Origin of the sequence: Amycolatopsis sp. GM8 (assembly GCF_021653975.1) — a bacterium.
In the GTDB taxonomy this organism is placed as follows: domain Bacteria; phylum Actinomycetota; class Actinomycetes; order Mycobacteriales; family Pseudonocardiaceae; genus Amycolatopsis_E.
In genome coordinates, this window is record NZ_JAJKFK010000005.1 from 477411 (window position 1) to 497422 (window position 20012).

Genomic DNA, 20012 nt, shown 5'->3' on the forward strand with positions numbered 1-20012 from the left:
CGACGAGCAATCGACCTCCTCGCCAGCTGGACGGCTGCCAACCGCTGACAGACGTTTCAGGCCGGTACGACGCAGGCGTCGACGAGAGTGCCGATCGCGGGCAGTGTGTCGAACCGCAGCGCGCACTCGCCGAGTCGCCGCACCTGGTCGCTGGGGAGCGCGCGGCCGGCGTTCGAATCGAACTTCTCTCGCACTGCCTGGTCGTCGAGTGGGTTGTCGGGTGTGCCACTGCTCGCCGGAACCCTTTTGCGTAGCTCCCGCCCGTCAGCCAGGCGCAGCACAACCTCGCCCGGGAAATGCGCCGGGTAGTCGCTGTCCGGGTCGGGTGGGCAGCTGACCTTGCGTGCGACGGCGAGCACGCCGGGGTCGTCGAGCGGTTCGTCGTAGAAGGCGGCCAGATCGACCCTTCCCTTTGTCAGGGCCAATGCGACGGCGTACTGGACGCTGAACAGTGCGTCGTAGATGGTGACCGGTGCCGTTTTACGGTCGGCCGGTTCGGTGACCGCGGGCATCAGGCGGGGTGTGGTCGGGCACGTGATGGTGTCGATTTCGTCCGCGGTGAGGTTCGAGCGCCCGAGCGTGCCGAGCAACTCCAATGCGGCGTCGACGAAGGCATGGGTGAAATGGCAGCACGGGTACGGTTTGAGTGCGATGTCAGACGCGAGCCACCGGTCACCGAGGTCTCCCGGAGCGAGGGCGGACAGGTCGGGCTCGCCGTCGAGATGGCTGGCATACAGGCCGTGAGTTCCCTCGAACACCGTTGCGGGGCCACGGAAACCGTGCTGCGCGAGCGTGGTGGCGATGATGCCGGAGTGGGCGGCCCAGCCCGGGTGGAGGCGCTTGAGCCAGGACTCGTTGATCTCCAAGATGCCGGCGGCCTGGCTGCCGGCGAGGCCGAGTGCGTTGACCAGGACGTCGGCGGGCAGGCCACGCAGTTTCGCGGTGACGCACACAGCGGCGAAGGTGCCCGCGATGCCGGTCGGATGGAAACCGCGGTCGTGGAAGCGCCCGGCACCGGCCGCGGCGAGGCGGCAGCCGATCTCGAGGCCGGCGACGTAGGCGAGCATGGTGGCGGCGCCGTCGGCGTTTTCCGCTTCACCCACCGCGAGCGCGGCGGCGAGGGCGGGGGCGGTGGCGTGGTGGATGGCCTGGATGTGAGTGTCGTCGAAGTCGAGTCCGTGGATCAGCACGCCATTGACGAGCGCGGCGGACGACGCTGGCATCGCGGTGCCGAAGCCGAGGGACCGGCTGTCGTCTCCGGTCCCGAGTGCGCGTGCCGCGTTGTGAGCGGCTTCGCCGAAGTCCATACGGCTGGAGGCGAGCGCGATGCCGAGCGCGTCGACGGCGTGCAGGCGGGCGGTGTGGAGCACCGCGTCGGGCAGGTCGGCTGTGGTGAGGTCGGTGACGAACCCGGCGAGGTCGCCGGCGATGGTCTTGGTCACGAGTTTCCTTCTGTGCTCAGGGATGCGGCGACGACCTGACGCGCGGCACGCAGTGTCGCGGCATCGATCAGGTGCCCGTTGTGAGCGGCCGCTCCGGCTCCGTCCCGGGTCGCGGCCTGATAGGCGTCGAGGACGGCGCGTGCCTGCTCGACCGCCTCGGGCCCTGGCGTGTAGACGTCGTTGGCGACGGCGACCTGATCGGGGTGAATGGCCCATTTCCCGTCGAAGCCGAGGGTGCGGGAACGGACGCATTCCCGGCGGTAGCCGTCGGCGTTGCGCAGATCGGCGTAGGCGCCGTCGATGGCGGCGACACCGGCGATGCGCGCGGCGATAGCGATGGCGCTCCGGACGTGGTGCCACACGTCGCCCGGATAGAGGTCCTCGCGGTCGTTGCCGGCCGCGTCGAGGTCCAGGTGTTGTGACGCGGAGAAGTCACCGGGCCCGAACGCCAGCGCTTCCACCCGTGGGCTGCTGGCCGCGATGGCGGTGAGTTCGGGCATCGCCGCGACGTCTTCGATCAGCACCTCGATGCCGACCCGGTGGTCGAGGCCCAGGCCACGCTCGATTTCGGTGAGGGTCGTGTCGACCCACCACACGTCGCGGGGCGCGACGACCTTGGGGATCACGACGAAATCCAGTGCTGCCCGCGTTTCCCCGACCACCTGACGCAGATCGTCGAGCGCGAGCCCGCCGCCGGGTGGATTGATCCGCACGGCGCGGCCACGCGTTCCCCAGTCGTCGCGGGTCAACGCGCGCGCGGCCGACACGCGAGCCTCGTGTTTTCGCTCGGGGCTCACGGCGTCTTCGAGGTCGAGGATGAGCACGTCGGCAGGTCCGCCGAGCGCCTTGGTGATCATGCGTTCGCTGGTGGCCGGGGTGACCAGCTCACTGCGGCGGCGGCGCATCGTCACTCCCTTCCGAGCGCAACGCCTCCATGAGTTCGTCGACGGATTCCAGTGATGCCAACGCCTGCACGAGGGTGACGAGTCGTTCGGTTCGGTCGTTTCCCAGCACACCGGCGGCATTCGCGCGGAACTTCGCCTCGACGGCGGGCCAGGTGGCACGGCTGAGTCGCTCGCCGGCGGGCTCGTCGACGCCGATCGTGAGGTCGTCGCATCGCAGCCGGGCGGCGGCGCTGGCAAGGTCCGGGTCCGCCGACACCGTGATCCGGTCACTGAGCGCGCGGACATCGGCGTCGGCCATCCGGTCGTAGGAGTTCCAGTCGACCCGCCCGTCCAGCAGCGCGACCGCGCATTGGAACACGACGCTGAACTGCGCTTCGACCACATTGGACGGATGAATCTTGTGCATTTCGGTCCCGCCGACGATCGAGTACGCCGTGGCGGACAGCCGGATGGACACGGCGTTGTCGGGCGGGCCGCCCAGTTTCTCGCGTGCTTCGAGCGCGGCGTCGACTGCGGCGTGCGTGAGACGGCACGACGGATACGGCTTGAATCCGGTGCGGAGCAGGAGCCAGTCCTGCCCCAGGTTCGCCGTGACCCGGGTGTCCGACGGCTCGATCGCGAACAACGACAAGGCTCCGTGCTCACCTTCGAGAGCCTGCGCGGCGCCGCGGAAACCGTTCTGGGCCAACACCCCGGCAAGCAGCCCACCTCGCGCGGCGAGACCGGGGTGGAGCCGCTTGTTCCAGGCGCCGTTGGCCAGGTACTGCATCGTGCCGCCCGCCATCGAGCCGGCCAGGCCGAAGGCGTGTTCGATCGTTTCGCTGTCCAGGCGGAACAAGCGGGCGACCGCGGCCGCCGCCCCGAAGGTCCCGGCGATCGCCGTCGGGTGGAAACCGCGCTGGTACACGGTTTCACCGAGGCCGCGACCGATGCGGCACGCGGTCTCGTAGCCGGCCGCGAGGGCGGCCAGCAGTTCGGTGCCCGGCGAACCCAGGTGTTCCGCGACCGCCAATGCGGCCGGGACGACCGCGGCCCCGGGATGGATCACCGAGTCGATATTGGTGTCGTCGAAGTCCAGGCTGTGGGCGAACGTGCCATTGAGCAGCGCGGCTGTTTCCAGCGAGTAGGTCTCGCGCCGGGCGACCACTGTGGACGATCCACCGCCCCCGACCGTGTCCACCCCGCGCAGCAGAGGAGGGCTGGACTCGACGTCGCTACCGAGGGCGGTGACGCCCACGAAATCCAGCAGGCACTGCCCGAGCACGTCGGTCACCGCGTCAGGCAGGTCACCGATCTCGAGGCCGGCGACCATCTCCGCGAGCGCCGTCGTGGGCCCGCTCATGCCGCCCTCATCCGCGAGAGGTTCGACCGGCGGTAGCCGACCACCACTTCGTCCCGCTGGTTGCGTCCCGTCGTGGCCCACTCGACCACGCCCCAGCCCGGCCGCGACCGGGTCGGCTTGCTGCTGAGCACCACCGAGGAGGCGCGGACGGTGTCGCCGTCGTACATGGTGGCGCCGAACTCGAGATCCTCGACGCCGAGGAAGGGGCCGCCCGCCTCGGACAGGTCCTCGACCGACAGGCCCAGGACCGTCGAATAGACCAGCATCGGGTTGATCGGGATCGCCGCGTAACCGAGTCGCCGGGCGTAGGTCGCGTCGAAGTACAGCGGATTGAACTGCATCATGCGCGTGCTGTAGGCGATGCTCTCGCCCAGCAGCAACGTCCGGCCCCAATGGTGGTCGAACTCGTCGCCGATCGAGAAGTCCTCGAAGCACAGACCTCGTTGCCGCACAACTGGCCGCATTGCCATCAGTCTCCGTTCATTCGCTTCTGAACAGCCACTATAAAACTCAGAGTTTTTCTGTCAAGGCTCTTGTCCACGGCGACGGGCGGCAGCTAGCGTAAAAACTCAGAGTTTTTGTTTCCACTGCTCAAGGGAGAGCGATGAACATAAACACGCCGCCGGCCGCCGGGGTCGCGACGGCCTCTCTGACCGCGAGACTGGACCGCCTGCCCCGGCTCACCAGGGCCCACGCCGGCTGGGTCGTCCTGCTCGGCGCACTGTTCCTGTGCGACCTGGCCGACCTGAACGCGATGGCCTATGCGGCGCCCGCGATCCGCGCCGAATGGGGCGTCTCCGTCGCGACCATCGGCGAGCTGACGTCGTACTCGTTCCTCGGCATGTTCGTCGGCGGCTTCCTCGGCGGGCGGCTGTCCGACCGGTTCGGGCGGAAGAAGATCCTGGTCGCCGCGACCGTCCTCTACGCCGCCGCCTCGCTGTTGTGCGCGGTGGCCGGCAGCGTGCCGGTCCTCGCGGTGTTCCGGATCCTGACCGGGATCGGCCTGCAGGCGGTCACCGGGGTGCTGATCGTGTACGTCGCCGAGATGTTCCCGCGGCACTCCCGCGGCCGCTACCAGGCGATCATGCTCGCGATCGGGTTGCTGGGCGTGCCGCTCATCGCGGGAGCCGCGCGGATCATCGTGCCGCTCGGGCCCTCGACCTGGCGCTGGCTGTTCGTCGTGGGCGCCATCGGGCTGGTACCCGGGTTGCTCGCGCTGTTCGTGCTGCCGGAATCCGTGCGCTGGCAGGAACTCAACGGCCAGGCCGGGCGCGCGGAAGCCCTGGTCGCCCGGTTGGAGAACGAGGTCCGCTCGCGCACCGGCTCGCCGTTGCCGGATCCCGTCGAGCGCGGCGCCGAGCCCGCGCACCGTCCCGGCGAACTGCTGCGGCGGCCGGGGAACAGGCGCCGCGTCGTGGTCGCGTCGGTCACCATGGTGTTCGCGATCCTCGGCTTCTACGGCTTCAACGCGTGGGTGCCCACGCTGCTGGTCGAACGAGGCCTGAGCACGGCCAGCGCGCTGACCATCACCACGATCCTGTCCATCGCCCCCTTCGCCGGCGCGGCGGGCGCTCTGCTGATCACCGACCGCTGGGAACGGCGGCGGATCGCGCTCGTGCTGTGCGTCCTGGTCGCGGTGGCGATGGTCGTTTTCGCGCTGAGCCATGACTACTGGCTGCTCGTCGGCGCCGGCTTCGTGGTGACCCTGCTGCTGCAGACCAACACCGCGATCGTGTACGCCTACCTGCCCGAGGTGTTCCCGACGAACCTGCGCGGCCTCGGTTCCGGCATCGCCAACGGCACCGGGCGCCTCGCCGGGTTCGCCGGCGGGTTCATCATCGCCGCGATCTTCGCCGGCCTCGGCTTCGTGGGCGTGTTCGTCGCCACCGCGATCTTCATGCTCGCCAGCGGCCTGGTGCTCGGCCTGTTCGGCGAGCGCACCACGGGCAAGACCCTCGAGGAAATCAACTAGGAGAACGAATGTCGGTCACACTGAGCCCCGAACATCTCGCGCTGCGCGAAGCCACCCGGGAGTTCGCCGAGAAGGAGGTCGCGCCATTGGCGTCCACATTGGACTCCGAGGACGCCCACATCCCGGACGCGTTGTACGAGAAGATGGCGGAGATCGGGTACTTCGGCGTCAACCTCCCGGAACGCTTCGGCGGGCTCGGCATGGACGTCACCGCGCTGGGCATCGTCACCGAGCAGCTCTGCCGGGCCAACCTCTCGGTCGGCAGCCTGATCCAGCGCAACGCGGTCACCGCGGACCTGTTGGTGCGCCACGGCACCCCGGAACAGCAGGAACGCTATGTCGAGCGGCTGGCCACCGGGGCGATCCAGGCCGCCTCGGCGGGCACGGAACCGGAAGCCGGCTCGGACGCCGCGAACATCACCACCCGGGCGCGCCGCGACGGGGACTCGTACGTCGTGCACGGCACCAAGCAGTGGTGCACCAACGCGGACATCGCCGAGGCGTTGTTCGTCTACGTCCGCACCAGCGACGAATCCAAGCACGGCGGGCTGAGCCTGCTCGTCGTCGACAAGCCCCGGGGCGAGTTCCTCCCGCCGAAGCTGACCGGAACCCACCTGGCCACCGTCGGCTACCGGGGAATGTGGTCCTACCAGCTCTATTTCGACGGCCTCGAAGTGCCGGCCGAAAACCTTGTCGGTGGCCAGGAAGGCGCCGCGTTCAAACAGCTGATGGGCGGCTACGAGATCGCCCGCGCGGGTTTCGCCTTCCGGTGCATCGGGCTCGCCCAGGCGGCGTACGAGGAAGCGCTGATCTACAGCAAGCAGCGCGTGCAGTTCGGCCAGCCGATCGGCCGGTTCCAGGCGGTGCGGTTCAAGCTCGCGGACATGCGCACCCAGATCGAGGCCGCCCGCGCACTGGCCTACAACGCGGCGGCCAAGCTGGACGCGGGTGAGCGCGCGGACCTCGAAGCGGGCATGTCGAAACTGTTCGCCGCCGAGATGGCGCACAAGGTGTGCTGGGACGCGCTCTACATCCACGGCGGCGCCGGATTCGCCCTGGACTCGCCGGTCAACCGGTACTGGCGTGACTCGGGACTGCTGCCGATCGGCGAGGGGACCAGCGACATCCAGCGGGAGATCATCGCCCGCCGCATCACCGAACAGTGAAGGAAACCATGGCTTACACCAGTCCTGACAGCTATTTCGAGGACTTCAGCACCGGCACCGTGCACGAGCACGTCCGTGGCCGGACGGTGTCCAATGAGGACAACCTGGCCATCACGCACCTCACCCTCAACACCGCGCAGGGCCATTTCAACCTCGACTACATGCGCGACCTGATGGACGGCGCCTTCCGCGAGCGTCTCGTGATGGGGGCGGTCACCCTGGCCATCGTCATCGGGCTCACCTCCGAGGACATGAGCGAGAACGCCATCGCGGAGATCGGTCTCACCGGCATCCGCCTGTCCAACCCGGTCTACCGGGAAGACACGCTCTACGCCCGCAGCGAGGTCATCGAGCTCCGGGACGCGGACCGCCCGGACGCCGGGCTGCTGACCTACCGGTTCACCGGCCGCAAGGCCGACGGCACCGAGGTCGCCACCGGCCTGCGCACCGTCCTGCTCAAACGGCGCGAGCACTGGGCCGCCGCCGACGGTCACACCACGGAGGTGACTCATGCCCACAGCGCTTGAGGGTCTGCGCGTCGTCGATGTCACCCAGGGGGTGGCCGGGCCGTTCTGTACCCGGCTGCTGTCCCAGATGGGCGCGGACGTGATCAAGATCGAGCGGCCCGGCAGCGGCGACGCCATCCGGGCCTGGGACGACATCGTCAACGGCATGGGGTCCGGCCACGCCTGGGTCAACCCGGGCAAGCGCAGCATCGCCCTCGACCTCCGCAGCGCTGACGGCATCGACGTGCTGGAACGGCTCCTCGCCGACGCGGACGTGTTCATCGAGAATTTCGTTCCGGGCACGCTGGAGAGCTTCGGTATCGACATCGACGCGGTGCGGCGGCGGAACCCGCGAATCATCGTGTGCCGCATTTCCGGATTCGGCCAGGACGGCCCCTATGCCGACCGGTCCGCGCTCGACCTCATCATCCAGGGCGAGACGGGCCTCATCAGCACCAACGGCACCCCCGAACAGCCCGCGAAACTGTCCGTCTCGTTGTGCGACATCGCCGGCTCGATGTACGCCTCGGTGTCCATTTTGGAATCCCTGTACCACCGCGAACGGACCGGTGAGGGGCAGCTCATCGACCTCGCGCTGTTCGACGCGGTCATGACGTGGAGCGGCTACTTTCCCTACATGTGGTGGTACGGCCACGAACTTCCCGGCCGCGTCGGACTCAACCACCACACCATGTTTCCGTACGGGGCCTACGAATGCGGTGACGGCCGGAGTGTCATCGTCGCGGCCGGCGCCGGAAGCCGGGCGCAGTGGGAGAAGTTCTGCACCGCACTGGAGCATCTCGAACTCGTGGACGATCCCGACTACGCCACCAACCGGTCACGCATGCGGAACCGCGAGCCCCTCGACCGCATCGTGCGGACGACCATCAAGGCACAGCCACAGGACTACTGGTTGCGGCGTTTCCACGAGGTAGGTATTCCGGCCGGTGCGATGAACACCTTCGCCGAAGGACTGGACCATCCGCGAGTGCACCACCGTGGTCTGGTCAGGGAAGTGAAGAGCGCCGTCGGCCCGGTGAAGGTCTTCGACTATCCGCCACAGATATCCGGGCTGGCCGCCGTCAACGAACTCGGGCCGCCGCTGCTCGGCGAGCACACCGACCAGATCCTGGCCGATCTCGGGTTCGACGCGGACCGGCGCCGGAACCTGCGCGACAACGGAACGGTGGCGTGACGCCTCAGTCGTCGGCGAGGCGGCTGATCGCGCCGTAGGTCTTGGCGAGGTGGTCCAGATGATGGCTCATCGCCCGTTCCGCCGCCGCCGGGTCGCCGTCGCGGATCGCGGTGAGGATTTCGTCGTGATCACCGCAGACGACGGCCCAGAACGCCTCATCCGCCTGGCCGCGGTCGAGCGCTGACCGCAGCACGGTCGTCAGCGGGTCGAGGATGGCCGAGGTGAGCGGGTTGTCGGTCGCGTCCAGCAGGACAGCGTGAAACTGGTAGTTCGCCGCCCACTGCTCGGGGCCCCGCTTTTCCCGCGAGTCCGTGAGGGCGTCCGCCAGCTGTTCCAGATGGGCCTCGCGGCGCCGCTGCGCCGCGAGGCCCGCGGCCGGCACCTCCAGCATCCGCCGCACCTCGAGAATCTGTTCCGGCCGAAGCCGGCCGCGAGCCAGCAAGGTCAGCGAGTTGCGCAGATAGCGAGACACGTCGTCGGCCGTGGGCTCGGCGACGAACACCCCACCCCGGACGCCCCGCGTCGCGACGACCAGGCTCTCCGCCTGCAGCGTCCGGATCGCCTCCCGCCAGGTGCTCCGCGAAACACCGTCGAGGTCGGGCTCGGCGGGCAGCCGCTGTCCCGGCAGGTACTCCCCCGCCATGATCTTGAGACGCAACTCGTCGGCAACCCGCTGGTACTGCGGTTTGACCGCATTTGTCTCGCTCACGTCCCCAATGCTACCGGCGGCACGACGCCGGAACCGCGCTTCACCCCGGCGCCGGCTCATTCCACAGTGGATGTTCGGCGAGCGCACCGCCCTCTGATGATCCAGGTCTATGTCGGTTACCATAGACTTGGTCCATATGTACGGCCCGCGAGGGCACCATCGACGAAGGGCAGTGTTGTGCGGGAGTGGAACGGGTCGGTCGCCTTCATCACCGGCGGTGGCCAGGGCATCGGATTGGGCATCGCCCGCGCGCTGGGAAAGCGGGGCGTGTGCCTGGCATTGGCCGACATCGACGAGGCGGCATTGGCCGCCAGCAAGGACGAGCTGTCGCAGGTGACGGACGTCGAGACCTTCCGGCTGGACGTGCGGGACCGGGAGGTGTTCGCGTCCGTCGCGGACGAGGCCGAGTCGAAGCTCGGCGCGGTGAGCCTGTTGTTCAACAACGCCGGCATCGCGCCGGTCTCGTCCCTGCGGGACCTGGATTACGAGAAGTGGGACCTGGCTCTCGGCGTCAATGTCAACGGCGTGGTCAACGGGCTCCAGACCTTCCTGCCTCGCATGATCGAGCGCGGCCAAGGCGGGTACGTCGTGAACACCGCCTCGGGTGCGGGGCTGGTCGGTCACGCGAATGTGCTGTACACGACCAGCAAGTACGCGGTGGTCGGGCTTTCGGAGGCGCTGAAGCAGGTGGCAAGCAAGTACGACATCGACGTGAGCGTGCTCTGTCCCGCCTTCGTCGACACCCGCATCCTGGAGAACACCGAGTCGTTGAGCGCGGGCCACTCCGGCTTCCCGCAGGGGGAACAGCGCCAGCAGACCGAGGCGTCGTTCAAGTCGGGTGTGAGCATCGATGCCGTCGGCGAGATGGTCATCGCCGGCATGGAGGCCGGGGCGACCTGGATCCACACCGACGACTCGCTGCGGCCCTACCTGCGCATGCGGAGCGAGGCCCTGCTGGACTCACTTCCCGCTCCGGCGGGCGAAGAGGCCTCCCACTGACGGCCATTGGGGGGCGGTACGGCCACCGGCGCACCGCCCCCATCGCCGCCATTCCGGCGGCTACTTCTTGGACAGCTTCCGCATGACCTCGATGCCGGACGGGTCGACGGGCAGCCCGTCGAAGACCGCGCGGGCGTTGGCGTGGCCGGTCTGGTGCAGGGCGAACGCGGTGTGCAGGGCGTTGAGCTGCCCCTGCGCCTCCAGCCCCTGGTTGACCGACATCTTCGCCAGTTTCAGCCCGAACGCGGGGCGTTCGGCGATCTCGCCGGCCAGTTCGAGGGTGAAGTTTTCGAGGTCCTCGCGCGCGACGACGTGGTTGATCATGCCGAGGCTCTCGCACTCCCGCGCGGTGAGCGCATGGCCCCGGAAGAGCATCTCCTTGGCCTTGCGCGCGCCGACCTCCCACAGGTGGGTGTGGTACTCGTGCCCGTTGACCGCGAGGGCGACCGTCGGGTCGGCGAAACTCGCGTCCTCGCTGGCGACGATGAGGTCACACGGCCACACCAGCATCAGCCCGCCGGCGATCACCTTGCCCTGGACCTGCGCGATGGTCGGCTTCGGGATGTTGCGCCAGCGCCAGCACATCCCGAGGTAGAACTCCTCCTCGTTGGCCATGCCGCCGGCCTGGCCGGGCTGCAGGTAGCCACCGGTCATGTTCCGGGGCTCGAAATCGGCTCCGGTGGCCGTGTTCCCCAGGTCGTGACCGGACGAGAAGTGCGGCCCGTCCGCCGCCAGCACGATCACCCGGATGTCGTCGTCCAGGGTGGCCCGCTGGAACGCCTCATCGAGTTCGTGGAGCATCCGGTAGTCCTGCGCGTTGCGGGTCTCCTGGCGCACCAGCGTGATGCGGGCGACCCGCTCGGCGGGCACGTCGTAGCGGATCCGCTCGAAGGTGGGCTCAGGCATGGGTTTTCATCCTTTCGATGGCGTCGTCGCGCATCCGGGCGCGGCGCACCTTCCCGGAGTCGTCGCGCAACGGCTGGTCGGTGAACTCGAGCGACCGCGGGATCTTGTAGCGGACCAGGCGGTCGGCGAGGAAGTCGAGGACCTCCTGTGCCGTCGTGCCGGGCTCGGCCTGCACGATGGCATGGACCCGCTGGACCAGGTCGTCGTCGGGAAGGCCCACCACGACCGAGGAAAGCACCTTCGGGTGCTGGTCGATCGCGTTCTCGACCTCGGCGGGATAGACGTTCGCGCCGCCGCTGACGATCATGTCGACGCGCCGGTCGCTGATGTAGAGGTAGCCGTCCTCGTCCTTTTGGCCCAGGTCGCCGAGGGTCTCCCAGCCGTTGATGGACCGGGCCTGCGCGCCGACGTATTCGTAGCTCGGTCCGAGGCCCTCGGCTCCCTTCATGTAGATCTCGCCGATCTCGCCCGGCGGCAGCTCGTTGCCGTCGATGTCGAGGACCTTCATGTCGCCGAGCCAGGGCCGGCCCACCGACCCGCGGTGGGTGAGCCACTCCTCGCCGGTGATGACCGTGATGGCGATCGACTCGGTGCCGCCGTAGAGCTCCAGGACCTTCTCCGCGCCCAGCAGCTCGATCCACTTCTCCTTGAGCCACTCGGGGCATTTCGACGCCGTGTGCCACAGCAGCCGGATCGACGACAGGTCGTACTTCGCGCCGGCCTCGATGGCCCGGTGCATGCGGTGCATCATCGTGGGCACGAGCATCAGCCAGGTGATCTTGTGCTTCTCGATGAGCCGCAAGGTCTCCTCGGCGTCGAACTTGTTCATGACCACGATGTGCTGCCCCAGGAGCAGGCCACCGACGGACATCCCGAGCGCCGAGTTGTGGTAAAGCGGCGCGACCACGGCCTGGGTGTCCTCGGCCGTGTAGCGGAACACGAGCTGATTGATCGCGGGCGACGCTTCGGCGCCGGTGCCGGACCGGATGATCTTGGGACGCCCGGTGCTGCCGCCCGATGTGGGGGCCTTCCACGCCGGGGAGACGACCTCGGGCAGGGGCTCGTCGCTCACGGTGGCGTCCGGTTCGAAACCGGCCGGCAGCGCGACGTTCCCGGGGTGGTCCGCCTCGTTCACACCGACGAGCAGTGCCGCTTCGGCGAGGTCGATGATCGCCTGGCGTTCGGTGACCGGGAGGCGGTACGAGAGCGGGAGCGGTACCGCGCCGACCTTGAGCGCCGCGAAGAAGGCGACGTAGAAGTCGATCCCGTTCGGCAGTGCGACGGCGACATAGTCACCGAACTTCACGCCCTTTTCGAGGTAGACGCGAGCGAGCCGGTTGGACCGCTGCTCGAGCCCGCGCCGGGTGACGGAGTCGTCCCCGTGGCTGATGGCGACGAAATCGGGGTCCTCGTCCGCGAGCCGGGCCATCGTCCGCACGAACGGTTCTGGTGGGCTCGCCGCGATCAGCTGCCCCAGTTCCGAAACGTCCATGTTTCGTACCTCTCTCGATCGTCACGTCAGGCAGGACAAGTCTATGTCAAACAACATAGAACGGCATAGGCTGTGATTCGAGCGCGGCCTTCACCCGGCCGTCCCAGGTCAGGCCCTGGACGGCCGGGGATACGAGCGGGGAAACCCGTCAGCCGGCGCTGCGCTTGCGGGGGCTCGCGCCGCCGCGCTTCTTCGTGACGGTGGGCCGCGTCGCGCCGGCGTCCGATGGTGCCCACACGTCGGCGAGGTTGTTGCCGACCGTGACCGCCAGCGACTGCAGGGCCCCGTCGAGGTCGACGCCGTCGGGGTCGATGAGTGACTGGAGATGGATACCCATCACAGCCCCGTTGAGCGCGATCGCGACCGCACGCTCCTGTTCGGCCGCGACAACGGGATCCACCCCACTGGGACGCTGCACGCGCAGCCACCGCTCGACGCCCTTACGGCGCTCGTCGAGGAACTCCTGGTACTGGTTGTGGACGGCACCCGTGCTGCTCATCGCCTCGGTGAGGATCATGAACATCAGCGCCGAGTTGCCGCTGCGCACCCAGGTGGCGTAGTCGTGCAGGACCTCGGCCAGCGAGGGAAAGGACTCGCCGTAGTGGCCGGGGTCCATGTACCGGTCCATGGCACGTTCCACGACGGCGATCACGAGGCCGTCCTTGTTCTTGAAGTGCCACGGGATGCTGCCCCGGCTGATGCCGGACCGCTCCGAGATGTCGACGAAGGACGTGCGATCGAAGCCGCGTTCGGCGAACAGGGCCTCGGCCGCGTCGAGGATGCGCTTTCGGCTCTCGTCGCCGATCTCGTCGATCCGGCGCCGTCCTGGGGAACTCACGATCGTCATCTTAGATCCGGCACCCCTTCCATTCCCCGGCACATCAGCCGGCGACCTGGCCGGTGGTGGCCGCGAACTTCGCCAGGAACGTCTCGGCGTGCTCCATCGCCGCGGTGAGCTCCTCGGTCCGCCGGCGCAGTTCATCCCCGATCTCGTTGCGGGTGGCGATATAGGGCGCGTTCGTCTCCACCGCGTCGAGCACCAGCTCACCGACGCCGTCGGGCGAGGCACCCTGCTCGTTCAGGAGCTGGTGAGCGGTGTCGAGGATCCGCGTCACCCGCGCCGAGTGGGTCGGCGCGGTGTCCGGCCGCAATCGGCGCGTGTTCTCGACGATGCCGGTCGCCACCGGCCCGGGGAACAGCACCGACACGCCGATCCCGAAATGCGCCAGCTCCCGGCGGAACGACTCGCTCAGCCCGGCCACCGCGTACTTGCTCGCGTGGTAGAGGAACCCCGACCCCGCCTCGACCAGGCCCGCCTCGGAGGAGGTGCTCACGATGTGGCAGCGGTGCGGCGCGGCGACCATCCCGGGCACGAACGTCTGGAATCCGTTGTAGACGCCCGAAAGATTGATCCCGACGACGTGGTCCCACATCTCGAAGGTCAGCCTGCTGGGACTGGCGGAGTCGATTATGCCGGCGTTGTTGAACAGCAGCGACACCTCGCCCAGATCATCACGGACCTCGGCCGCGACGGTGGCGTACTGCTCGCGGTCGGTGACGTCGAGCTGGTAACAGCGAAGCCGCGACGGTGGGACAGCGAGGAGTTCGCGCGCCCGCTCCAGCGCCCCGGCGTCGACGTCGGCGACCGCGACGTTCGCGCCGCGGCGCAGCAGCGCCCGCACGATGCCCAGGCCGATCCCGCGCGCGCCACCGGTGACGAAGGCGACCCGCCCGGCGAAGTCGGTGATGCCGCCGGGTCCGGGTGCCGGCCCATTGTCAGGTGAATTCATCGGATTCCTTTGTCGGGTGACGGGTCAGTATTCATAGCCGCCGGCGGTGGTGATGACCTGACCGGAGACGAAGTCGGCTTCGGGATACGTGAGCATCACCACCGAACCGGCGGCCTCGTCGGGCGTGCCCGCCCGGCCCAGTGGGATCAGCGTCTTGAGCGCCTCGATGGCCTCGGGCCGCACGCCGACGTTGATCTCGCGGCCCTCGACCTCGATCTTCGAGACGCCGGTGGGCGCGGTGAGCCGGGTCTCGATGAAGCCGAACGCCACGCAGTTGACGTTGACGTGGTAGCGGCCCCATTCGTGGGCGAGGGTCTTGGTGAGCCCGACGATGCCCGCCTTGGCGGCCGAGTAGTTGGCCTGGCCGGAGCTGCCGTGCAGCCCGGACACCGACGAGATGTTGACCACCTTGCGGTGCACGACGACGCCCTGTTCCCGCTCCTTCTTGGCCGCGGCGCTGATGACGGGCTGGGCCGCGCGCAGGATGTCGAAGGGCGCCTTGAGATGCAGGTCGACGATGGCGTGCCACTGCTCGTCGGAGATCTTCTGGATGACGTTGTCCCACGTGTAGCCGGCGTTGTTGATGACGATGTCGACGCCACCGAAGCTCTCCACGGCCGCACCGACGAAGCGGTCGGCGAAGCCTTCGCCGGTCACACTGCCGGGCACCGCGACGGCTCGGCCGCCCGCGGCCTTGATCTTGTCGGCGACCTCCGTGCTGGGCTCGGCGTCGAGGTCATTGACGACGACGGACGCGCCCTCCGAGGCGAGCTTGAGCGCGATCGCGCGGCCGATGCCGCGACCGGCTCCGGTGACGAGCGCGGACTTGCCTTCGAGCTTTCCCATGTCAGCCGTCCACCTTCTGGTACATCGTCACGACGGCCGCGCCACCGAGACCGAGGTTGTGCTGCAGCGCGGTGGTGACACCTTCGACCTGGCGGCCCTCCGCCTGCCCGCGCAGCTGCCAGACGAGCTCCGCGCACTGCGCTAGACCGGTCGCGCCGATCGGGTGCCCCTTGGAGATCAGCCCGCCGGAGGGGTTGATGACGACCTTCCCGCCGTAGGTGTTGTCGCCGTCGAGGACGAACTTCTCGGCCGTGCCCTCCGGGGTGAGACCGAGCGCCTCGTAGGTGATGAACTCGTTGGTGGTGAAGCAGTCGTGCAGTTCGGTGACGCGGACGTCCTCGGGGCCGATGCCGCTCTTCTCGTAGACCGCCCGGGAAGCCGCGACCGCCATGTCGTAGCCGACCAGTCGCTTCATGTCGCCCTCGAAGGTGCTCGGGAAGTCGGTCGCCATCGCCTGGGCGGCAATGACCACGTCACCGCGCAGCCCGTGCTTCTTCGCGTACTCCTGGGACACCACGACCGCGGCGGCGGCACCGGAAGACGGCGGGCAGCACTGGTACTTGCTCAGCGGGCCGGAGATGTGGCGCGACGCCAGGACTTCGTCGACGGTGAGCGGCTCGCGGAACACGGCATAGGGGTTGTTCGCCGCGTGGCGGCGGGCCTTGACGGTGATGTGGGCGAAGACCTTCGGGTCGATGCCGTACTCCTCGACGTACTGGGCACCCGCCGCGCCGAACAGGAACGCGGCACCGGGAATCGGCCCGTCGGGAAGGCCCTGCTTCTCGATGACGACCTTGACGAGCTCCTCCAGCGGGTGCGGCCGCTCGGGCCAGCGGCCCTCGACATCGGCCTCCATCTGCTCGAACCCGAGCGCGAGCGCCACGTCGACGGTGCCGCTCTCGACGGCCTGGCGGGCCAGGAACAGTGCCGTGGAACCCGAGGAACAGTTGTTGTCCACGTTGATGATCGGGATACCGGTCGGGCCGATCTTGTAGAGGGCCTTCTGCCCGCACGTCGAGTCGCCGTAGATGTAGCCGGCGTAGGCCTGCTGGACGTCGGCGAGCCCGATGCCGGCGTCGGCGAGCGCTCGGCGCGCAGCCTCGGCGCCCATCACGTCATAGCTGTCACTGTGCCCGGCCTTCGTGAACGGGATCATCCCGACTCCGGCGACCACCGCGTTCCCTGACATGGCATCTCCTCTCTTCGGTGAGCTGGTTTCAGTATGCTCGTGACTTGTCATGCCGATCAAGTCTGTGTTGAGTGATATACACCTGTCATGACGGCTGGAACATCACAAGGGTCGGGACGCACCGTCCGGGTGCGGGTGCGCGACGGCGTCGGGACGGTGACATTGACCCGGCCGGAGCGGCTGAACGCGATCACTTACCAGCTGCTCGTCGAGCTTCGTGCCGCCCTGCTCGAACTGGGCGACCGGCGCGATGTGCGTGCCGTGGTGCTGGCCGGTGAGGGGCGGGCGTTCTGCGCCGGCCTCGACCTCGACGCCGGCCTGGCCGACCCGGCGATCGCGGATCCGGTCGAGGCGACCCAGGCGGGCATGGCGGCGGGTGCGGCCGTCACGTGGGCCATGCGGACGATCCCGCAGCCGGTCGTCGCCGCCGTCCAGGGGCACGCGGTCGGAGCCGGGTTCGCCTTCGCCGCGGCGGCGGATGTCCGCCTGGCCGGGCCCGATGCCCGGTTCTCGGCCCCGTTCCTGCGGCTGGGGATGACGGTCGGGGACTTCGGGCTTTCCTGGCTGCTCCCCCGCATCATCGGGCACGGCCGCGCCGCGCATCTGTTCTTCTCCGCCGGGGTCCTCGATGCTGAGGAAGCTGTCGCATGTGGACTCGCCGCGGGCATCAGCGCGGACCCACTCACGGCCGCCACGGAGTTCGCGACGGAGCTGGCCGGGCAACCGGTTTATGGCGTGCAAGCCAGCAAAAGACTGCTCGACGCCGGCCTGGGCTCGTCGTTGCGTGACCATCTGGATACCGAGGCGCGCGCCCAGGCGATCGGCGCGCTGACCGGGGCCGCGCAGTCGGCCATGGCCACGGCGCTCACCAAGCGGCGCGCGCCGCGGACCGGCTGAAGGCCGCTCAGTCGTGGAGCACGACCCCCCGCACGAGCTGGTCGGAAAGCAGGTCGTCGTACCCCTTCTGGATCTCGTCGAGGGTGTACGTACGCGTGATCAGCTCGTCGAGCTTCAACCTGCCCGCACGGTAGAGGTCGAGCAGCCGCAGCACGTCCCAGTTGCCGTTGGTGCCGCCGAACACGGTGCCGCGCAGTTGTTTCTGGGAGAAGGTCAGCTCGGTCATCCGGATTGGCACCCCGACCGACTTCTCGTTGCCGACCGCCGTGACGACACAGATGCCGCCCTTGCCGAGGGCGCCCAATGCCTGAGCCACGTAGTCGGGCTGCAGCACGCCGACGGTCACCACGACCGCGTCGGCCCCCTGGCCGTTCGTGAACTGCCGGGCCAGCTCGGCCGCTTCGTCCATGGTCGCGACGGCGTGGGTGGCACCGAACTCCAGCGCCGCCTGGCGCTTGAACTCGGCGGGATCGACCCCGATGATGTGGGCGGCTCCGGCGTGGACCGCGCCCTGGACGGCGTTGACCCCGACGCCACCGGTGCCCATGACCACGACGGTGTGACCAGGCTGAACCTCCGCCATGGTGACCGCGGAGCCCCATCCCGTGCTGACCCCACAGCCGACCAGGCAGGCCTTGTCGAGCGGGATGTCGTCCGGGATCTTCACGACGGACTCGATCGAGACGAGCGTGGTGGAGGCGAACGTGGAGATGCCACACATCTGGCCCACCGGCCGGCCGTCCACGGTGTGCAGGCGATAGCTGCTGGGATCCCGCCATCGTGCCCCCACCAGGACACCGGCCCCCAGGTCGCACAGATTCTGGTGTCCGGTGGCGCACCGCCGGCAGTGCCCGCACGACGGGAGCGGGTTGAAGACGACGTGGTCGCCTTCCTTGATTCCCTTGGTGTTCGGGCCGCCGAGCCGGGTCACGATGCCCGCACCCTCGTGCCCCATCGCGAACGGCAGGATGCCCACATGCGAATCGCCGGTCGCATGATGGTCGTCGGAGTGGCACATGCCCGACGCGACGACCTTGACCTCGAGTTCGTCGGCCCTCGGCTCGTCGACCTCGAGATCGATCACTTCCAGCCGGCCGGGCACCTCGGCGATGACTGCTCCACGCGTGCGCATGCTCTTTTTCCTTTCCTGCCAAGCGGTCCGTGTATCAACGATCGAGCAGGGTGATGACCGACTTCGTCTCCAGATACCCGTCGATCGCTTCGAAGCCGTTCTCCCGGCCCCAGCCGGATTGGCGGTAGCCGCCCATCGGCATCTGCACGCCTCCGGCGCGATGCACGTTGACGCCGACGCGTCCCACCCGGAGCCGGCGGGCCACCGCATGCGCCCAGCCGACGTCCCGGGTCCAGACACTGGCGGCGAGGCCGTACGTGCTGTCGTTCGCGGCCGCCACCGCCGCGTCGACGTCGGAGAACCGCATCGCGCCGATGACGGGCCCGAAGATCTCTTCCTTCATCAGCGTCATGGCGGGATCGACCTCGGTGACGACCGTCGGCGCGAAGAAGTAGCCGCGGTCCCCGACCTGCCGGCCACCGGTCACGATCTTCGCCCCTTCGGCGACACCGCCCCGCACATAGCCCGTGACGCGCTCCAGTTGCCGTTCGGAGATCAACGGGCCCAGATCGACCCCCGGCTCGGTCCGGTACCCCAGCTTGAGGGACTGCCCGACGGCCGCGATTCCCTCGACCAGCTCGTCGTAGACGTCGTCATGGGCGAAAAGCCTGGTGCCCGCGGCGCAGATCTGACCGGTGTTCCAGAAGATGCCGGACGCGATGCCTTGCACGGCCGCGTCGAGGTCCGCGTCGGGCAGGACGATCACGGGCGACTTGCCCCCGAGTTCGAGCTGCAGCTTCTTGAGGTTCCCGGCCGCGGCGCGGACGATGCTCCGGCCGACCGCGGTGGAGCCCGTGAAGCTCACCTTGTCGATGTCGTCGTGCGCGGCAATGGCCGCGCCCACCGGAACTCCGTACCCCGTAACGATATTGACGACACCATCGGGCACACCGGCTTCGAGCAGGATCCGCCCGAGCCACAACGCGGACAGCGGGGTCTCCTCCGAGGGCTTCAGCACGCAGGTGCACCCGGCGGCCAGCGCCGGCGCCACCTTCAGCGCGGCGGCCGCCAAGGGCGCGTTCCAGGGCACGATCATCCCGGCCACGCCGACGGGCTCGCGGAGGGTGCGCCCCTCGAACCGCCGGTCCGCCGTCCCGATATCGACCGTCGTGCCGTGAATCTTGTCCGCCCAGCCCGCGTAGTAGCGGAACTGGCTGACGACCTCGCCCAGCATCAGCCGCGCCTGCGGGACCGGGTTGCCCAGGTTCAGGCTCTCCAGGTCGGCGATCTGGTCGAGGTTCGCTTCGACCAGATCCGCCACCCGCCACAGCACGGCGGCGCGCTGGGCGCCGGACAGCCGGCCCCACCGGCCGTCCTCGAAGGCCTCGCGTGCCGCGGCGACCGCATCGTCCACATCGGACTCGGCCGCCTCGGCGACCTGACTGACGATCTCCCCGGTGCCCGGGTCGCGGACGTCGAAGACGTTGCCGCTGCGGGCCGCACGCCACTGGCCGGCGATCAGCATCCGGCCCGGTTTCTCCAGCGAGTCAAAGGCGATGGTCGAACTCATGACAGTCCTCTACC

19 protein-coding genes are annotated in these 20012 nt (G+C 68.7%); 6 read left to right on the top strand and 13 right to left on the bottom strand.

Annotated features, from left to right (window positions below; all coding sequences use genetic code 11):
• Nucleotides 1-56 precede the first annotated feature (56 nt).
• From LOZ83_RS40515 to LOZ83_RS25765, 4 genes are read right to left on the bottom strand one after another with little or no spacing between them, the layout of a single operon-like run.
• Entirely contained in the window at nt 57-1442 is a 1386-nt protein-coding gene (locus LOZ83_RS40515; RefSeq protein ID WP_236794229.1) for an MmgE/PrpD family protein, read from the bottom strand.
• Complete coding sequence (locus LOZ83_RS25755; protein ID WP_236794230.1) at nt 1439-2347, bottom strand: CoA ester lyase; 909 nt, start codon at nt 2345-2347, stop codon at nt 1439-1441. Before LOZ83_RS25755 ends, LOZ83_RS40515 begins: the two co-directional genes overlap by 4 nt.
• A complete protein-coding gene (locus LOZ83_RS25760) occupies nt 2328-3689 on the bottom strand; it encodes an MmgE/PrpD family protein (protein WP_236794231.1) in 1362 nt (453 codons plus the stop codon). Before LOZ83_RS25760 ends, LOZ83_RS25755 begins: the two co-directional genes overlap by 20 nt.
• Nucleotides 3686-4153, bottom strand: a complete 468-nt coding sequence (locus LOZ83_RS25765) for a MaoC family dehydratase (RefSeq protein ID WP_236794232.1) — start codon at nt 4151-4153, stop codon at nt 3686-3688. The genes LOZ83_RS25760 and LOZ83_RS25765 overlap by 4 nt, the downstream gene beginning before the upstream one ends.
• A 140-nt stretch (nt 4154-4293) precedes the next feature.
• Between LOZ83_RS25765 and LOZ83_RS25770 the strand changes: the two genes are divergently transcribed.
• Genes LOZ83_RS25770 through LOZ83_RS25785 form a run of 4 tightly spaced genes read left to right on the top strand, consistent with a single transcriptional unit; the run spans nt 4294 to nt 8528 of the window.
• Nucleotides 4294-5661, top strand: coding sequence for an MFS transporter (locus tag LOZ83_RS25770; RefSeq protein WP_236794233.1), 1368 nt, complete (start codon nt 4294-4296; stop codon nt 5659-5661).
• An 8-nt stretch (nt 5662-5669) separates the two neighbouring features.
• Nucleotides 5670-6827 carry an acyl-CoA dehydrogenase family protein gene (locus LOZ83_RS25775; RefSeq protein WP_236794234.1) on the top strand — a complete coding sequence of 386 codons (1158 nt, stop codon included), beginning with the start codon at nt 5670-5672 and terminating at the stop codon, nt 6825-6827.
• Between the two features lie 8 nt (nt 6828-6835).
• Nucleotides 6836-7354: a MaoC family dehydratase gene (locus LOZ83_RS25780; RefSeq protein ID WP_236794235.1), complete on the top strand. Its 519-nt coding sequence runs from the start codon at nt 6836-6838 to the stop codon at nt 7352-7354.
• Nucleotides 7338-8528, top strand: a complete 1191-nt coding sequence (locus tag LOZ83_RS25785) for a CaiB/BaiF CoA-transferase family protein (protein WP_236794236.1) — start codon at nt 7338-7340, stop codon at nt 8526-8528. Before LOZ83_RS25780 ends, LOZ83_RS25785 begins: the two co-directional genes overlap by 17 nt.
• A 4-nt stretch (nt 8529-8532) precedes the next feature.
• Here LOZ83_RS25785 and LOZ83_RS25790 read toward each other — a convergent pair whose 3' ends face one another.
• The gene (locus LOZ83_RS25790) at nt 8533-9237 is read right to left on the bottom strand and encodes a FadR/GntR family transcriptional regulator (protein WP_236794237.1); all 705 of its coding nucleotides are present in this window, start codon (nt 9235-9237) and stop codon (nt 8533-8535) included.
• Between the two features lie 177 nt (nt 9238-9414).
• Here LOZ83_RS25790 and LOZ83_RS25795 point away from each other — a divergent pair, with 177 nt between their 5' ends.
• Entirely contained in the window at nt 9415-10236 is an 822-nt protein-coding gene (locus tag LOZ83_RS25795) for an SDR family oxidoreductase (RefSeq protein ID WP_236794238.1), read from the top strand.
• A gap of 60 nt (nt 10237-10296) precedes the next feature.
• Here the strand turns inward: LOZ83_RS25795 and LOZ83_RS25800 are convergent, their stop codons facing one another.
• The 6 genes from LOZ83_RS25800 to LOZ83_RS25825 form a co-directional block, all read right to left on the bottom strand.
• Nucleotides 10297-11142 (bottom strand): enoyl-CoA hydratase, encoded by an 846-nt coding sequence (locus LOZ83_RS25800; RefSeq protein WP_236794239.1) that lies wholly within the window; start codon nt 11140-11142, stop codon nt 10297-10299.
• Nucleotides 11135-12634 carry an AMP-binding protein gene (locus tag LOZ83_RS25805; RefSeq protein WP_236794240.1) on the bottom strand — a complete coding sequence of 500 codons (1500 nt, stop codon included), beginning with the start codon at nt 12632-12634 and terminating at the stop codon, nt 11135-11137. The genes LOZ83_RS25800 and LOZ83_RS25805 overlap by 8 nt, the downstream gene beginning before the upstream one ends.
• Nucleotides 12635-12782: 148 nt before the next feature.
• Complete coding sequence (locus LOZ83_RS25810) at nt 12783-13472, bottom strand: TetR/AcrR family transcriptional regulator (RefSeq protein ID WP_236794241.1); 690 nt, start codon at nt 13470-13472, stop codon at nt 12783-12785.
• Nucleotides 13473-13515: 43 nt separating this feature from the next.
• Nucleotides 13516-14424: an SDR family oxidoreductase gene (locus LOZ83_RS25815; protein WP_236794242.1), complete on the bottom strand. Its 909-nt coding sequence runs from the start codon at nt 14422-14424 to the stop codon at nt 13516-13518.
• 24 nt (nt 14425-14448) lie between these two features.
• Entirely contained in the window at nt 14449-15270 is an 822-nt protein-coding gene (locus tag LOZ83_RS25820; RefSeq protein ID WP_236794243.1) for an SDR family NAD(P)-dependent oxidoreductase, read from the bottom strand.
• A gap of 1 nt (nt 15271) precedes the next feature.
• Nucleotides 15272-16459, bottom strand: coding sequence for a lipid-transfer protein (locus LOZ83_RS25825; protein ID WP_236794244.1), 1188 nt, complete (start codon nt 16457-16459; stop codon nt 15272-15274).
• An 87-nt stretch (nt 16460-16546) separates the two neighbouring features.
• On the opposite strand from LOZ83_RS25825, the gene LOZ83_RS25830 reads away from it, so the two are divergent.
• The gene (locus LOZ83_RS25830) at nt 16547-17356 is read left to right on the top strand and encodes an enoyl-CoA hydratase/isomerase family protein (protein WP_236794245.1); all 810 of its coding nucleotides are present in this window, start codon (nt 16547-16549) and stop codon (nt 17354-17356) included.
• Between the two features lie 7 nt (nt 17357-17363).
• On the opposite strand, the gene LOZ83_RS25835 is transcribed toward LOZ83_RS25830, so the two are convergent.
• Both LOZ83_RS25835 and LOZ83_RS25840 read right to left on the bottom strand, forming a co-directional pair.
• Entirely contained in the window at nt 17364-18488 is a 1125-nt protein-coding gene (locus tag LOZ83_RS25835) for an NDMA-dependent alcohol dehydrogenase (protein ID WP_236794246.1), read from the bottom strand.
• 34 nt (nt 18489-18522) lie between these two features.
• On the bottom strand, nt 18523-19998 hold the full coding sequence (locus tag LOZ83_RS25840; protein ID WP_236794247.1) for an aldehyde dehydrogenase: 1476 nt from the start codon (nt 19996-19998) through the stop codon (nt 18523-18525).
• Nucleotides 19999-20012 lie beyond the last annotated feature (14 nt).